The sequence below is a fragment of the Bradyrhizobium sp. S3.12.5 genome (genome assembly GCF_040548225.1).
In the GTDB taxonomy this organism is placed as follows: domain Bacteria; phylum Pseudomonadota; class Alphaproteobacteria; order Rhizobiales; family Xanthobacteraceae; genus Bradyrhizobium; species Bradyrhizobium cytisi.
In genome coordinates, this window is sequence record NZ_JBEPRF010000002.1 from 33120 (window position 1) to 48900 (window position 15781).

The window sequence follows — 15781 nt, forward strand, 5'->3', positions numbered from 1 at the left end:
CCCTATTCGCTCCGGCTTGCGAGCGCGTTTACGGCGGCGACCGTCATCGCGGAGCCGCCGAGCCGGCCTTCGACCGTCAACGCCGGCACCGGCGGATCGGCCATCAATGCGGCCTTGGATTCGGCCGCACCGACGAAGCCGACGGGGCAGCCGATGATCGCCGCAGGCCGCGGGCAGTCGCGGTCCTCCAGCATATTGAGAAGATGAAACAGCGCCGTCGGCGCATTGCCGATCGCGACGATCGCACCGTCGAGATGCGGGCGCCACAGTTCCAGCGCCGCGGCCGACCGTGTGTTGCGCATGGATTGCGCCAGCGCCGGAACAGTCTCGTCGCCGAGCGTGCAGATCACGGTGTTGGCCGCAGGCAATCGCTCGCGCGTAATTCCCTCCGAGACCATGCGCGCGTCGCACAGGATCGGCGCGCCCTTCTGCAGCGCTGCGCGCGCGGCGGTCGCCATATCAGGCGTGAAGCGGATATGCGCCTCGAGACCCACCATGCCGGCGGCATGGATCATCCGTACCACGACCTGCTCCTCATCAGGCGTGAAACGCGCCAGATCGGCCTCGGCCCGGATGGTCGCGAAAGACTGCCGGTAGATCGCGGCGCCGTCGGTCTCGTAAGTATGCGGCATCAGTGCCCTCCCATCAGGATGGAGGGATCGCGAACGATATCATCGCGGTCGAGCCCGCGCAGGATCGGCTCATCGCGGGTCGACCCGCCGCGCACGAGATCGAATCCTGCGCCTGTCGCAACCAGCGTGATCGCGGCGGTGCCGGAATGGGCGCAGCCCTTGGCGCAGCCCGAGACGTGAAGCCGCGAGGCCGCGCCGATGTTCGGTGCCAGCGCCGCAGCAAGTGCGCGCGTGTCGGCATGCGCCTCGCGACAGCGCGGCGCGCCGCTGCAGGCAATGACGCGGAGCGCCGGATCGTAGGCCTCGGTGATCAGGCCGGAAGCGGTCGGCATCGTCCGCTTGCCCTCGCTCAAGACCATGCGCCATGGCGTCATCCGCAGTGCATGCCCGCAGCCGGACAAGCGATTGAGCGTCGCATGCGGCATCTGCCCGAAGGCGACGCCGACCATGGCTCCTTGCGGATAAAGGCCGGGGCGCGCTGCCGCCATGATGGGCGCCGGCTCCGCCTCGCTGCGCAGCAGCTCAGGTAATTCCGCGCCAGCCGCAAGATGCTTTGCCATGCGCCCGCGCCCGCCGCTGGCTCCACCGGAGGCGACGAACCAGCTTGCGAAAGCGAGTGCGGTCGTCACAGCCTCGCCGCGCGCGACGCTGCGGCCGAGCCTGGCGCCGTCCGCGCGCACGATGAGACCGCCTGCAGCATCACGCTCGATCCGCACATCCGCGGAATTGCCGGCGAGCACGCGTGACTTGCCGTCATCGATGGCGAAGCCGAATTTCGTCGGAAGCTCGAGCATCGAGTCCGCCAGCACCTCTTCGAGCTCGGCCGCAAGCGCCTGGGTCTCGTCGCCATCGCGCCAGAACGGCGTGACCAGAATGTTGCGCCGGGATTCGGTGTCGGCGTCGGGGTCGAGCAGCGTCAGTTGCGCAAGACCGTCAAGCAGCAGCCGGTGGCTGGTGTCGGTGACGCCCCTGATCTGAAGATTGGCGCGGCTGGTCACGTCGATCAGGCCATTGCCGTGGCGCTCGGCGAGATGCGCAAGCCCGGAGGTCTGTGCCGCATCGAGCCGACCGCCGAACGGGCGCACGCGGACCACGAGCCCGTCGCCCGATTGCATCGGCCGCAGCGCGCCAGGACACCAGCCCTTCACCGAAGCCGCGCTCATGACGCCTCCTTCAGTGCAGCCGCAATCGAATTGCGGCGCGTTCGCCAGAGCGAGGCCTCGTGCAGCCGCGTGAAGCAGGTCTCCATCGCGGCGAGCGCCGACGGATTTTCGCGGGCCATGAAGGCACGGACGTCAGCGTCGCCGAGCGTCGCGTCGTAATAGAGATCGAACAGATGCGGCGGCACGGCATCAGCGAGATGGGCGAAGGCGGCCATGTGCTCCAGCGTCGCGGTGATCTCGGCGGCACCGCGAAAACCGTGGCGCATCATGCCGGCGATCCAGGCCGGGTTGGCCGCGCGCGCACGGACCACGCGCGAAATCTCTTCGGTCAACGTGCGCGCACGCGGCTGCTCGGGTCGCGTTGTGTCAAGGTGATAGAGCGATGGCCCCGCCGCACCGAGATGTGCTGCGGCTGCGGCGATCCCGGCTTCATGCGCTGCATAATCGGCGGCGAGCAGCAGATCGGTTTCCGGCAGATCCTGGACGTGAACGAAAGCATCGGCGGAGGCGAGCCGCTGCTCGATGCCGGCGCGATCCGGCTTGATCTCGCCATCGGCGGAGAACGCCCAGGACGATGCCGACAGCCAGGCTTCGCCCGCGGCGTCGCGCGTCTCGGGCGTGAAGGCATCGGGGATTGCCGAGAGGCCGACGCCGTATTGTCCGGGGCGCGGCGCGAACACGCGCGAGGCGCGGTGGCGATAGGGATTCTCCTCGCCCTCCTCCTCGCGCGACGCCAGCGCCTCGGTGGCAGCCTCGAACAATTGCGCAAGGCCTGCGAACACATCGCGGAACAGGCCAGATACCCGCAGCGTGACATCGATGCGGGGACGGCCGAGCTCGACCGGCGCGACGATATCGTATCCGGTAACCCGGCCGGAGGCGTGATCCCAGTGTGGCGCGAGACCGGCCAGATGCAGCGCCATCGCGAACTCCTCGCCCGCGGTGCGCATCGTCGCCGAGCCCCAGAGATCGACGACAAGGCCTCTCGGCCAGTCGCCGTGATCCTGAAGATGACGACGCAGCAGCTCTTCGGCGAGTTTTATCCCCTGCGCATGCGCCGAGGGCGTCGGCACCGCGCGCGGATCGACGGCGAAGAGATTGCGTCCCGTCGGCAGCACGTCCTGGCGTCCGCGATAGGGCGAGCCTGACGGGCCCGGCGCCACGCGCTGGCCCGCGAGCGCGGCACGCAACCCGTCCCGCTCGGCCTCGCCACAGACGCCGCGGCCGAACACGTGCAGGCCATCGCCGAACTGGCTTTCCTTGAGATCGCAGACGAAGCGATCGATCCGCGGGATCGCTTCGGCCGGCGCGGCCGAGGTATCCAGGCCGAGATCGTCCTCGAGGCCTGCCGTGCGCGCCTCGTCGCGGATCGCAGCGATCAGGCGCTGGCGGCGGGCGGGATCGAGACCGTCAGCGGTCGAATATTCGTCGAGCAGACGTTCAAGCCGGCGCAGGCTTTCCGGTACCGCAGATTGTTCAAGCGGCGGCGGCAGATGGCCGATAGTGACGGCACCGATGCGGCGCTTGGCCTGTGCGGCCTCGCCGGGATCGTTGACGATGAAGGGATAGATGACAGGCAGAGCGCCGATCAGCGCTTCCGGCCAGCAGCGCGACGACAGCGCCACGGATTTCCCGGGCAGCCATTCCAGCGTGCCATGCGCGCCCATATGCACGACGGCATCAATCTCCTGCTCCCGGAGCCAGAGATAGAACGCGACATAGGCATGGCGCGGCGTACGGGCGAGATCGTGATAGTCGGAATCGCGCGTGGTCGCGTCGCCACGCTCGGGCTGGACTGCGATGATCGAGTGACCGCACTGGATCGCAGCGAAGTGGAACGCACCATCGCGGCAGCTCGGATCGTTCTCCGGCGTCCCCCAGGCTTGTGCGAGATCGTCCTGCAAACTTTGCGGGAGGCGCGAGAGCGCCACGCGGTACTCGGCGACGCTCCAGGTCAATTGCTGTTTGAGCAGTGTCGCGCCCAGCGCTTCAACTGGCGGAACATCGAAGCCGGCTTCAGTGAGATCGGACACCAGCGCTTCGACCGAGGCGAGCGCGTCGAGACCGACCGCATGCGCGATCTGGTGCGGACGGCCGGGATAGTTCGAGAGCACGATGGCCAGCCGCTTCTCGGCAGCCGGCGTCTCCGCAAGCCGCCGCCAGGCCGCCACGCGGGCGGCGACGGCTCCCACGCGCTCTTGATCCGGCTGATGAGCCAGATGCGAAAATTGCAGATCGATATCCCGCATCGCAGCCGATTTGAAACTCACCACGCCCGCGAACAGGCGCCCGTCGACCTCGGGCAGCACAACATGCATCGCAAGATCGCCCGGCGACAGGCCGCGCAGCGATTCCGCCCAGTCCTCGCGTCGCGCCGATGAGAGCGCGACCTGGAACACCGGACATGACGCGGCATCGAACGGCGTCGTGCCGTCGTCCCCCATCGCCGAGAACGCCGTCGCATTGACGATCGCCGCCGGAGGATTGTTCGCGAGATACGTCCTCAGCCAATCCGCAACGCCTGCGGCCTTCAGGGAGGTGACGAACGCGCCGTGAGCGTCAAACCCCTGTTCGCGCAGCGCCGCGATCAGCGCATCGACCGGACCGGTTTCGGCAGCCGTGAGATAGGAGCGATAGAACGTCACCAGCGCGCGTGGCTTCCCTTCACTCGGCACCGGCGCGCCGATGACGCCGCGTGGGGGATCGTAAAAGCCCATCTCGGGAACGGTCATCTCGCCGACGACCGGCCCGGCGTATAGGCCAGATGCCAGCGCGAGTTGCGCGATCGCGGCTTGCGCGGCGACGGGGCCGCCGGTGTCGCAGAGCACTTTCAGCCGGCGCAGTGTTGAGACCGGCAAGGTGGAATAGGCATCGAGCCGCGTGTCGTCACGACCATCAGCCGGCAGCACGGCGAGCACGATGTTGCGATCCTTCGCCAGCTGCTGCAGCGCCGCCAGCCCGTACGGCCAATAGGACTCACCGCCGATCAGCCGCACCAGGATGCCGCGCGCCCGCGACAACGTGCGCTCGATATAGGTGTCGACCGAGAGCGGATGACGGAGCTCCGCGAGATTCGCCAGCCGCAGCGACGGCAGGCTGGTGCGGCCGCGGCGCCAGCCGGCCGCGAACGCCGCGAGGTCGGAATCCGAGTACGAGAGCACCACGAGATCGGCCGGGTCCTGGCCGATGTCCCTTGGCGTCGCGGTCTCCTCGAGACCGCGGCTCTCGCGGAAGACGACGTGCATCAGACTCCCAATCCCGCCTTGATCGCGGCCGCGTCGATATCGCCGTGCTCGCCGATCACGACGAGCTTTGACTGCCTGTGACCCGCGCCCCAGGGCTTGTCGAACTGATGCCGCACACGCTCGCCGACGGCCTGCAGCAGCAGGCGCATCGGCTTGCCCGCGACCGCGATGTAGCCCTTGACGCGCAGCACGTTCTGCTCACGTGACAGCTTCTGGACCGATGCGACCAGTGCATCGATGTCAGTGACCTCAGGAAGATCGATCACGACGGAGGCAAAATCGTCGTGCTCGTGGTCCTCCTCGCCATCATGATGCGAGGGGCGCGCGGCGAGATCGTTCTCGGCGGCAGCACCGAGGCCAAGGATGACGCGCGCATCGATCGCGCCGTCGGTCACCGGCAGCATCGGTACGCGGCGCGGCATCTCGGCGGTGATCAACGCCTTGGCGGCCTCAATGCCGGCTGCGCCCGCAAGATCGGCCTTGGTCAGCAGCACGATGTCGGCGCAGGCGATCTGGTCCTCGAACACTTCCGACAGTGGCGTCTCGTGATCGAGATTGTCGTCCGACGCACGTTGCGCTTCGACCGCAGCCGGATCCGGCGCAAAGCGGCCGGCGGCGACCGCCTCGGCATCGGCGAGCGCGATCACGCCATCAACCGTGATGCGCGAGCGGATCTCCGGCCAGTCGAACGCCTTCAGCAGCGGCTTTGGCAGCGCCAACCCCGAAGTCTCGATCAGGATGTGATCGGGCCGCACCGGGCGAGCCAAGAGCTTCTCCATGGTCGGAATGAAATCATCCGCAACGGTGCAGCAGATGCAGCCATTGGCGAGCTCGACGATGTTCTCTTCGGGGCAGTTCGCATCCGCGCAGGACTTCAAGATCTCGCCGTCGACGCCTTCGCTGCCGAACTCGTTGACAAGCACGGCGAGCTTCTTGCCGTTGGGATTGGCGAGCAGATGCTGGATCAGCGTCGTCTTGCCGGAGCCGAGAAAGCCGGTGACCACCGTCACAGGGACTTTTGCGAGCGAGTTCATTCGGCGGCCTCCGGCAACACGGCAATGGGGGGAATGCGGGCAAGCGACTGCTTGCGGAAGATCTCAGGCCTGCTGCGCCACGGCACGAGGCCATCGGGCGCGGCGGCATAGGCGGCAGCGCCCGCGACCACGTCCTGCGCGTTGGCATCCGACAGCCGGCCATAGACATAGGACCAGCGGCCGGGCGCGCTGAGCGCCACCGAGCAGCCCTGGCTGCATGCAGACAGGCATTCGACGGGAACCACATTGACGCCGTCGGGCACGCCGGCCTCGAGGATCGCTCCATGCAGGCGCTTGCCGGGTGTCGCCTCGCCTTCGCTCGGCGTCTCGCCGGCACGGCAGGTGATGCAGACGTGAAGTGTAACGGTCATCGCCTCTTCCAGAAGTATCTGCGGGAGGCGAAGAGGCACACGAACCGTTCTTGCGAAGGCCCGTTTCCCCGTCGCGGAACACCCCGTCCGCCGGTTCAAGAATCGTCCGCGCTGGCAGGTCTCCCGGCTTGCGGAGCAGGGTTTCCCCTTCGATCCCCGCCTTCCCGATCCGCAAGTAGGATCAGTGGCTTTGGGCATCTCTCCGGTCACGGTCGCGGGGGCGGCTGCAGTTTGGACCCAAATCTTGCCGATTCGGACCCTATCGCATTCCCTCTTCGCCTGTCATAGGACAGGAACCAACGCCGGGTCACCATTTGCCCCCGGCCGCCTCTTGTCAAGCCGAAGGACCGGGTACGATGACGCCTGAACCGGATACAAAAACGGCCGCGGAAGCCGACGCCAGGCATGCCGCGAAGATGGCGAAAATCAAGGTCGCGCGCGACAAGATCATGGCGACCAAGAGCGGCGAAAAGGGCCTCATCATCGTCCATACCGGTGCCGGCAAGGGCAAGTCCTCCTCCGCCTTCGGCATGATCGTGCGCTGCGTCGCCCACGGCTTCCCCTGCGCCGTCGTGCAGTTCATCAAGGGCGCCTGGGATACCGGCGAGCGGCGCCTGCTCACCGGCCATTTTGGCGAGCTCTGCCAGTTCCATGCGATGGGCGAAGGCTTTACCTGGGAGACGCAGGACCGCGCCCGCGACATCGCGGCCGCGCGCGCCGGCTGGGACAAGGCGAAGGAACTGATTCTCGATTCCAATCTGCGCATGGTCGTGCTCGACGAGATCAACATCGCGCTGCGCTACGACTATCTCGACATCGCGGAGGTCGTCGATTTCCTGAAGACCTCGAAACCGCCGATGACGCATGTCGTGCTCACCGGGCGCAACGCCAAGGACGAGCTGATCGAGATCGCCGATCTCGTCACCGAGATGACGCTGGTGAAGCATCCGTTCCGCTCCGGCATCAAGGCGCAGGCCGGCGTCGAGTTCTGAAGACACCAAGCTCTGAAAAAACCAAGCTCTTAAAAAAACCATGGCGCGCGCATTGATGATCCAGGGAGCCGGCTCGGACGTGGGCAAATCGCTCATCGTCGCCGGTCTCGCGCGCGCCTTCACGCGCCGCGGACTCCGCGTGCTCCCGTTCAAGCCGCAGAACATGTCGAACAATGCCGCCGTCACCATCGATGGTGGCGAGATCGGCCGCGCCCAGGCGCTGCAGGCGCTCGCCGCCGGCGTCGAGCCGCACACCGACATGAACCCGGTGCTGCTGAAACCCGAGACGGATGTCGGCGCGCAGGTCATCGTGCAGGGCAAGCGCATCGCGACCGCGCGTGCACGCGAATACGCGGCGATGAAGCCTTCCTTGATGGGCGCGGTGCTGGAGAGCTTTGAGCGGCTGAAGGCGCGCTCCGATCTGGTGCTGGTCGAAGGCGCCGGCAGTCCGGCCGAGGTGAATCTGCGCAAGGCCGACATCGCCAATATGGGCTTTGCGCGCAAGGCCGACGTGCCCGTCGTGCTGGTCGGCGACATCGATCGCGGCGGCGTCATCGCGCAGCTCGTCGGCATCAAGACGGTGATCGACCCCGACGATGCCGCGATGATCCAGGGTTTTGTCATCAACAAGTTCCGCGGCGATCCCACGCTGTTCGACGACGGCTACAGGCTGATCGAAGCGAAGACCGAATGGCGCGGCCTTGGCGTGCTGCCCTGGTTCGCGCGCGCCGGCGAGCTGCCGGCCGAGGATGCGCTGGGCTTAAGCGACGCGCGCAAGCCAGACCAGTGCAAGATTGCCTGCCTCGGGCTGTCGCGGATTGCCAATTTCGACGATCTCGATCCGCTGAAGCTCGAGCCGGGTGTCGATCTCGTGATTGTGCGTCCGGGCGAAGCGATCCCGGGCGATGTCAGCCTCGTCATCATCCCCGGCTCAAAATCCACCCGCGGCGATCTCGCCTTTCTGCGCGCACAGGGCTGGGACATCGATCTGCTCGCGCATCACCGCAGGGGCGGTCATGTGCTCGGCCTCTGCGGCGGCTATCAGATGCTCGGACGCAGCGTCGCCGACCCTGATGGCATTGAGGGGCCCGCGGGCGACACGCCGGGCCTTGGCCTGCTGGATGTGGAAACTGTGATGAGCCCGCAGAAGACGCTGACGCGTGTGACGGCGGTCCATGCGGCGACGGATCAGCCGGTCCAGGCCTACGAGATCCACATCGGTCGCACCGATGGACCTGATCGCGCGCGGCCGTTCTCCAAACTGAACGGCGAGCCCGAAGGCGCGATCTCACGCGATGGGCGCGTGCAAGGCAGCTATCTGCACGGCCTCTTTACGTCGGACGCATTTCGCAGGGCATTCCTTGCAAAGCTCGACATTCCCGCGGGCGACGAGCCCTATCACGCCAGGGTCGAGAGCGCGCTCGACGCACTCGCCGATCACATCGAAAAGCATCTCGACGTCGAAGGCCTCCTCGCGTTAGCGCGCTAGGACCTCGGCAAGGCGCAACCATTCGGCCTCAGCGCCCGGAAGCCCAAGGCGCAGCCATGTCGGGTTTTGCGCGAAGACGCGGGACCAGATCTGGCCACGCGCGAGCTTGTCCTGCGCGGCACGCGCATCCGGCGCCTCGTAGAGGCGAAACAGGGGCGCACCGCCAACCAGCCGCCAGCCTTGCGACTGCGCGATGTCGTCGAGGCGAACGCAGTCGCGGGCAAGCCGCGCTGACGTCGCCTTGGCCCAGGCGTCATCGCGCAAGGCGCGGCAGCCAATCGCGATCGCCGCGCCCGACACCGGCCATGGACCTGACGCCGCCGCGATTCTGCCGACGTCATCCGCATGACCGATCGCGAAGCCGAGCCGCAGGCCGGCAAGACCATAGAACTTTCCGAACGAGCGCAGGATCAGCAGCCCCGGCCGCCCCGCTTCCGAAGCGAGCGAGAGCTCGGGAATGCCGTCCGCAAAACTCTCGTCGATGACGAGGTGACCGACGCGCGGCAACAGCGCGAGCAGATCCTTCGGCGCATAACGGCGGCCGTCGGGATTGTTGGGATTGACGACGATGGCAAGGTTCGCCCCCGCCAGCGCGTCGGGCGCCCTCACCTCCTCGACCTCCCATCCCGCAGCCGACAGAACGGCGGCATATTCGTTGTAGGTCGGCGCGAGAATGCGCGCGCGGCCGCGCGGCGCGAGTTGCGGGAGCAATTGAATGGCAGCCTGTGCGCCGCCCATCGCAACGATCGGCGCGCTCGTGCCATAGGCATGCCGGGCCGTCTGAAGCAGGGCGTCGAGCTCGGACCGCGACGGCAACGCCTGCCAATGATGCGCGGCGATCTCGCCCACCGGATAGGTGAGCCGGTTGATTCCGGTCGACAGATCAATCCAATCCTCTGCGCGTCCGCCAAAACGCTGCCGGGCCAGATCAAGATTTCCACCGTGCTCGCGCATGCCCTGTTCTTTCACGCGCAGGCCAGGATCGCAAGGAGCCCCGCGAGCAGCAGCATGGCCCGACGGTAGACGGTCAATCCCTCGCCGATGTCGGCCGCAAGCGGATCGCGCGCGCCTCCGTTCAGCCAGGGCTCGTCGGTGATGCTGCCGTGATAGATGCGAGGGCCGCTGAGCCGCACGCCGAGCGCTCCCGCCATCGCCGCCTCCGGCCAGCCGGCATTGGGCGATCGATGACGGCGCGCATCGCGCATCATGCACGACAGCGCAGCGGCTCGTCGCGGCGCCAGCATCACGAACAGAAAGCCGGTCAGACGCGCCGGAATGAAATTCGCGACGTCGTCGATGCGCGCCGCGGCCCAGCCAAAGGCTTCGTGCCGTTCGTTGCGATGGCCGATCATGGAGTCGAGCGTGTTGATCGCCTTGTAGCCCAAAATACCGGGCAGGCCGAACAGCGCACCCCAGAACACCGGCGCGACGATGCCGTCGGACGCATTCTCCGCAAGGCTCTCGAGCGCCGCGCGCGCGATGCCGGCTTCATCGAGCGCGGCGGGATCGCGACCAACGATGCGCGAGACCGCCGCGCGGGCCGCGGCGATGTCGCCGCCCAGCAGGGGACTCGCGACCGCGGCGACATGATCATGCAACGAACGTAGCGCCACCAGCGGCCAGGCCAGGATGCCGGCCAGCGCGATTCCGATCCAACTCGGGGGAAGCAAGGACTGGAGCAGCCAGCCGAGCGCAACCGCGAGCGCAATCACCAGAAGCGCGCCGGCGATGCCGGCAGCGCGGCGGAGCGCCGGCGGGTCAGATTCGCGATTCCAGCCGGCATCGATGGCGGCGATCAGCCCGCCCAGCCAGGTCACGGGGTGGCCGATCCGCGCAAACAGCTTTGACGGCCAGCCCAGCAAGGCATCCACCGCCATCGCCACCACCATCGCGCCCGCAAAACCCACACTGGCCTCCTGTCCCGCCCCTGTTGCGCAAAGCGAGCGGCGAGCGCAAGCCCCCGGGTGCCTGATTTCGGCTTTGTCTTTGGCCACGATTGGTGATTAGTCAGGCCCACAGGAGACCTTCATGGCCGTCATCTTGATCACGGGCGGAGCGCGATCGGGCAAGAGCAAGCGTGCGGAAACGCGCACGCGCGCCTTCCCCGGGCAGCCGGTCTATGTCGCGACGGCCGAGGCGCTCGATGCGGAAATGGAGGCGCGCATCGCAAAACACCGCGCGCGCCGCGGAACCGACTGGATCGAGCGCGAGGTGCCGCTCGATCTCGTGCCCGCGCTGGTCGCAACCGATGGCGGCGGCGCGCGGCTCGTCGACTGTCTGACGCTGTGGCTCTCCAACCTGATGCATGCGGCGCGCGACTGGGAGCGCGAGGTGACCGAACTCGCCGCCGCCCTGCCCCGGCTCAGCAGCCCGGTGGTCTTCGTCACCAATGAGGTCGGCCTCGGCATCGTGCCCGACAATGCATTGGCGCGCAGCTTTCGCGACGCCGCCGGGATCATGAACCAGACCGTTGCGGCGGCCGCTGACGAAGTCGAGCTCGTCGTTGCCGGCCTGCCGTTGAAACTGAAATGATGCCGCGCGCCGCCATTCTGAAAGACGTGGTCGCCGATCTCAGGATCGCGGCGTCCTTCGTCACGATCGTGCCGGTGGCATCGTCAAAGCCGGCCGGCGACGGTGACATCGCGCGCGCGACCTGGGCGCTGCCGATCGCGGGATTGCTGGTGGGCCTTGCAGGCGCAGTATCCTATGCGCTTGCGAGCAGACTGGGACTGGCACCAGGCATGGCCGCCCTGCTCGCTCTGGCGACAACGACCCTCATCACCGGCGCGCTGCACGAGGACGGGCTCGCAGATACCGCCGACGGCCTCGGCGGCGGACGGACGCGCGAGCGCAAGCTCGAGATCATGCGCGACAGCCGAATCGGCAGCTATGGCGTCTGTGCGTTGATCCTGTCGTTCGGCCTGCGCTGGAGTGCGCTCGCCGCAATCGCCGATCCATGGGCCGTGATGCTGGCTTTGTGCTCGGCCCACGCTGCGGCCCGCGCCGGCGTGCCGGCCTTCATGTCGCTGGTCGCCCCTGCGCGTCCCGACGGGCTCTCCGCGCGCGCCGGATCGCCGCCGGGCCGCAGCGTGGCGATCGCCTTCGCTGTTGGAACGCTCGCCCTCGCCGTTGCGCTCGGACCGGCCAAGGCGCTGGTCGGCCTGGTCCTGCTCTCGCTCACCGGGCTGATCGTGGCGCAGCTTGCCATCCGTCAGATCGGCGGGCAGACCGGCGACATCCTCGGCGCTTTCGAGCAGGCCGGCGAGATCCTGATCCTGCTGGTGGCCGCAGCTTTCCTTCATGCGGGAGGATGATCGATGGTCGAGTTCGACGACGCCTTCCGCCTGCAATTGCGCGAGCTGTTCGTGTGGCGCCGCGACGTGCGCCGCTTTCGCACCGATGCGCTGCCCGACGGCGCCGTGGAGCGGCTGATCGAGACGGCCTGCCTGTCGCCATCGGTCGGCCTGAGCCAGCCATGGCGCTTCGTCACCGTCGATGATGCGGTACGGCGCCGCGCCGTGATCGACGATTTCAGGACCTGCAACGCCGACGCGCTGAATTGCTACTCCGGCGAGCGCGCCGCGCGCTATGCCGCGCTCAAGCTCTCTGGGCTCGAACAGGCACCTCGCCATCTCGCAATATTCGCGGACAAGGCCAGCGAGATCGGCCACGGCCTCGGCCGCGCGACCATGCCGGAGACAACAGAATATTCCGTGGTCGCGGCGATCACCGCCATGTGGCTCGCCGCACGCGCCGAGGGAATCGGGCTCGGCTGGGTCTCGATCCTCAATCCGGAGCGCATCGGCGGCGTGCTCGACGTGCCCGCGTCCTGGAAATTCATCGCCTATCTCTGCATCGGCTATCCCGAGGCGGAGTGCGATCAGCCCGAGCTCGAGCGGGCGAATTGGGAGCACCGGCGGGGTGCAGACGAATTCACGCTGCGGCGCTAAGCGAGCTGCGTCTCGGACCTAGCCGTGAAGCTGCGAGTTGAGGCCGTCCCAATTTGGAGTACGCCTGGTTGCCTCAAGAGCGCCGCTCTGGGAATTACGACGAAAAAGCAGGCCCCTCTCGCCTGAGAGCTCTCTGGCTTTCAGCACGCGGCCGTCCTCCAGAAGGATGCGCGCGCCTGCCGTGACATAACAACCCGCCTCGACGATACAATCGTCACCCAATGAAATGCCGATACCGGCGTTGGCTCCGATCAGGCAGCGCTCACCGACTGTAATCCTCTCTTTGCCTCCTCCGGACAGAGTGCCCATGATCGAGGCTCCGCCGCCAACGTCGCTGCCACTACCCACAACCACACCGGCGCTGATCCGCCCTTCGACCATGCAGGGGCCGAGCGTACCTGCATTGAAATTGCAAAAGCCTTCATGCATGACGGTCGTGCCCGGAGCCAGGTAGGCTCCGAGCCTCACGCGATCCGCATCTGCAATTCTCACATCCGCAGGCGTCACATAGTCAGTCATGCGCGGGAACTTATCCACGCCTGTCACCTCGAACGCCAGGGCCCGCGTTCGTGCGAGGATTCGTGCTTCCGGTACACGAGGGCATTCACAGGGCCCGAGGGTGGTCCAGGCAACGTTAGGCAACAGACTGAAAATTCCCTCGAGGTTCAGGCAATTGGGCTGGACGAGCCGGTGGCTCAGGAGATGGAGGCGAAGATATGCGTCGTGCACATCAATCGGCGCGGATGCAAGAGAGTCAATTTCTGTCTGGATTGCAACGATACCGGCGTTGCGGACGTCGTCGTGCCGCGCGTATCCGTCTGCCGACTCACCGAGCGACCTCTTGATCTCGTCCTTCGTCAGCAGCACCGTTGCCGACTTGCCGGCCTCCTCAACCAGGCGCAGCTGAAGGAACCAGGAATCCAGCACGCGACCGTCGGCGGTCACCGTCGCAAATCCCTCGCCTCTCGCGCCCCTCAGCTCCATCGTCATTTGAATTGCTCACCTACGACCCGACACATAGTGCATACGCGAGTTCCCCTGGAATTGGCAACTCGCTTTGGGTTCATTTTCGACGGATTCAGCGGGGGACTCGCGTCAGCCAGAATAAGGCTGCGGCTTAATGCGTCCGCGTCCTGATCTGGATTGCTTCATCGCGCCAGCGCAAAATTGCTTCGCAATTTGTCGCGGTCAGAGAGAGAGGCAACCCGTCCTACGACTTGCTCTTGCCGGCAACGGCCGCCACGGGCGTGGCGCTCTGCTGCTTCTCGAACATCAGCAGCGGACGGAAGATGACGCGGCCATAGGCCTCGTAGTGATGCTGGGTCGAGACCGCCATCTTCAGCGGCGTCGCGTAATTGGCCTCGAACGTCATGAACTGCGCATACGTCCAGGAGAAGCCGACGCCGACCGAGCCCAGTTCCGTGACGCCGGGGAATGTAGAGTACACCGCACCCCAATCGGTGAAGATGTAGGTGTCAAATCCCCTAAGCCATTGGGACCAGTTGTAGTGCAGCTCGGCGTTGAAGTAATAGCCGCTGTCGCCCGACGCGGCGTTGGTCGGATAACCGCGCACGGTGGTGGGACCGCCGATCGTGAAGATCTGGTCGCCCGGCAGCAGCTTCTCCTGCGTGTACTGCCAGCTTGCGAGCACGTTGGTGCTGAAATTGGCGGGTCCCGCGGTGCTGGTCGCGAGCATCGTGCCAGTATAGGTGTTGAACGTACGATTGTTGCCGAGCACGTGGTCCTGCCATTCGATGTAGTTGACGGCAGGCGAGACCGTGATCGAATAGGTGTTGCCGGAATTGGTCACGGAGACGCCGGCCGTGGCCTTGTCGTAGTGGTCGTCGGTCACCGCGACCGACGAGAAGCGGCTCACCGTCTTACCCTCGGTCTCGGCGGCGTTGAGCAGCACCAGCCAGTTCTGCGTTACCCAGACCGGCTGGCTGAAATTGACCGCGGCCTGGCTCGACCGCCCGGTGACGTCGAGCGCGACGAAGGGTCCGTCGATAATCTTGATCTTGCCTTCGGTATAGCTGACGCCGGCGCGGCCGCCCCAGGGGGTGACCGGGACGCTGTAGGCAACGTTGCCGTTGAGGTTGCCGTCGGAACGGACGCCGTAAAAGGTCAGCCGGTCGTCGACGCCGAACAGGCCGTGGCGCTTGTAGAAGGTGCCCCCTTCCCAGCGGCCTGTATTCTCCGCGGCCTGATTGTCGACGAAGAGCTGCCAGGTATCGACCGGCGGCTCGATCACCGCAAACTGCAGGTCGGTCAGCCCGAAGCTCGCGCCGGGCTGGAGCAGCGCCTTGATCTGCACGTCGTTGGTCCGGTTGAACCAGGTCACGTCGCGATTGAGTTTTGGAACGTCGAGGACCTCGGCTTCCGGCTCCTTGACGCGCTGGAGGATGTAGTCGGTGCGGGTCTGCTTGTTGCCCTCGATGGTCGTCTTCTGGAGCCGGCCTTCGGTCAGCTTGATCCTGACCACCCCGTCCTTGGGATCCTGATCGGGCAGGGTCGCGATGCCGGTCACGATGCCGCGCTCGGTGTAGATCGCATTGATATCGGCGACGATCTGCAGCAGCGTCGCGATGTCGACGTTCTTGCCGACATATTTCTTCGCGACCTCGTCGAGCTCGGCCGGCGTGATGAATTTGGATGAGTCGAATTCGAGCTTGCGCAGGCGGAACTTCGGGCCGCCCGGCTTCAGCAGCGGCGACTTTTCACGTGCGCCGCCGATCACGGCCGGACCGTTCAGCTTGGGTGGCTCGCTCTGCTGTTCGACCTGGCGGCGTTGCCGGTCGATGTCGTTCTGGATCGCGCCGGGATTGATCGATGGCACCTGCGCGCGCGCGGCCACGATGCTCGATGCTGCGAGCCCGATCCCGAGTGCTGCCCCCAGAACCCGCAT

Annotated in this window: 14 protein-coding genes and 1 riboswitch; of the genes, 5 read left to right on the forward strand and 9 right to left on the reverse strand. The window is 66.4% G+C overall.

Going from position 1 to position 15781, the window contains the following annotated elements; all coding sequences use genetic code 11:
• Positions 1 to 2 precede the first annotated feature (2 nt).
• The 5 genes from ABIC09_RS02375 to ABIC09_RS02395 are packed head-to-tail and all read right to left on the reverse strand — an operon-like array spanning position 3 to position 6445.
• The gene (locus ABIC09_RS02375) at positions 3 to 632 is read right to left on the reverse strand and encodes a precorrin-8X methylmutase (RefSeq protein ID WP_354108284.1); all 630 of its coding nucleotides are present in this window, start codon (positions 630 to 632) and stop codon (positions 3 to 5) included.
• Positions 632 to 1795 (reverse strand): precorrin-3B synthase, encoded by a 1164-nt coding sequence (cobG, locus tag ABIC09_RS02380; protein WP_354108285.1) that lies wholly within the window; start codon positions 1793 to 1795, stop codon positions 632 to 634. The genes ABIC09_RS02375 and cobG overlap by 1 nt, the downstream gene beginning before the upstream one ends.
• Positions 1792 to 5040 carry a cobaltochelatase subunit CobN gene (cobN, locus tag ABIC09_RS02385; protein WP_354108286.1) on the reverse strand — a complete coding sequence of 1083 codons (3249 nt, stop codon included), beginning with the start codon at positions 5038 to 5040 and terminating at the stop codon, positions 1792 to 1794. Before cobN ends, cobG begins: the two co-directional genes overlap by 4 nt.
• Positions 5040 to 6074 (reverse strand): cobalamin biosynthesis protein CobW, encoded by a 1035-nt coding sequence (cobW, locus tag ABIC09_RS02390; protein ID WP_354108287.1) that lies wholly within the window; start codon positions 6072 to 6074, stop codon positions 5040 to 5042. The genes cobN and cobW overlap by 1 nt, the downstream gene beginning before the upstream one ends.
• Positions 6071 to 6445, reverse strand: coding sequence for a DUF1636 family protein (locus ABIC09_RS02395; protein WP_148755512.1), 375 nt, complete (start codon positions 6443 to 6445; stop codon positions 6071 to 6073). Before ABIC09_RS02395 ends, cobW begins: the two co-directional genes overlap by 4 nt.
• Before the next feature lie 96 nt (positions 6446 to 6541).
• Positions 6542 to 6761, reverse strand: a riboswitch (cobalamin riboswitch).
• A 40-nt stretch (positions 6762 to 6801) separates the two neighbouring features.
• On the opposite strand from ABIC09_RS02395, the gene cobO reads away from it, so the two are divergent.
• Both cobO and ABIC09_RS02405 read left to right on the forward strand, forming a co-directional pair.
• Positions 6802 to 7437: a cob(I)yrinic acid a,c-diamide adenosyltransferase gene (gene cobO / locus ABIC09_RS02400; RefSeq protein ID WP_354085832.1), complete on the forward strand. Its 636-nt coding sequence runs from the start codon at positions 6802 to 6804 to the stop codon at positions 7435 to 7437.
• Between the two features lie 40 nt (positions 7438 to 7477).
• Entirely contained in the window at positions 7478 to 8926 is a 1449-nt protein-coding gene (locus ABIC09_RS02405) for a cobyric acid synthase (RefSeq protein WP_354108288.1), read from the forward strand.
• On the opposite strand, the gene cobD is transcribed toward ABIC09_RS02405, so the two are convergent.
• Together cobD and cbiB are read right to left on the reverse strand one after the other, a co-directional pair.
• Positions 8915 to 9880, reverse strand: a complete 966-nt coding sequence (cobD, locus tag ABIC09_RS02410; RefSeq protein ID WP_354108289.1) for a threonine-phosphate decarboxylase CobD — start codon at positions 9878 to 9880, stop codon at positions 8915 to 8917. The two genes, ABIC09_RS02405 and cobD, sit on opposite strands and share 12 nt — an antisense overlap.
• Before the next feature lie 11 nt (positions 9881 to 9891).
• Positions 9892 to 10833: an adenosylcobinamide-phosphate synthase CbiB gene (cbiB, locus tag ABIC09_RS02415; RefSeq protein ID WP_354108290.1), complete on the reverse strand. Its 942-nt coding sequence runs from the start codon at positions 10831 to 10833 to the stop codon at positions 9892 to 9894.
• A gap of 121 nt (positions 10834 to 10954) precedes the next feature.
• On the opposite strand from cbiB, the gene cobU reads away from it, so the two are divergent.
• The 3 genes from cobU to bluB are packed head-to-tail and all read left to right on the forward strand — an operon-like array spanning position 10955 to position 12876.
• The gene (gene cobU, locus ABIC09_RS02420; RefSeq protein WP_354108291.1) at positions 10955 to 11458 is read left to right on the forward strand and encodes a bifunctional adenosylcobinamide kinase/adenosylcobinamide-phosphate guanylyltransferase; all 504 of its coding nucleotides are present in this window, start codon (positions 10955 to 10957) and stop codon (positions 11456 to 11458) included.
• Positions 11455 to 12240, forward strand: a complete 786-nt coding sequence (cobS, locus tag ABIC09_RS02425) for an adenosylcobinamide-GDP ribazoletransferase (RefSeq protein WP_354108292.1) — start codon at positions 11455 to 11457, stop codon at positions 12238 to 12240. The genes cobU and cobS overlap by 4 nt, the downstream gene beginning before the upstream one ends.
• Before the next feature lie 3 nt (positions 12241 to 12243).
• The gene (gene bluB, locus ABIC09_RS02430; protein WP_354108293.1) at positions 12244 to 12876 is read left to right on the forward strand and encodes a 5,6-dimethylbenzimidazole synthase; all 633 of its coding nucleotides are present in this window, start codon (positions 12244 to 12246) and stop codon (positions 12874 to 12876) included.
• A gap of 18 nt (positions 12877 to 12894) precedes the next feature.
• Here the strand turns inward: bluB and dapD are convergent, their stop codons facing one another.
• The gene (gene dapD, locus ABIC09_RS02435; RefSeq protein WP_354108294.1) at positions 12895 to 13866 is read right to left on the reverse strand and encodes a 2,3,4,5-tetrahydropyridine-2,6-dicarboxylate N-succinyltransferase; all 972 of its coding nucleotides are present in this window, start codon (positions 13864 to 13866) and stop codon (positions 12895 to 12897) included.
• A gap of 220 nt (positions 13867 to 14086) precedes the next feature.
• Positions 14087 to 15781, reverse strand: coding sequence for a ShlB/FhaC/HecB family hemolysin secretion/activation protein (locus tag ABIC09_RS02440; RefSeq protein WP_354108295.1), 1695 nt, complete (start codon positions 15779 to 15781; stop codon positions 14087 to 14089).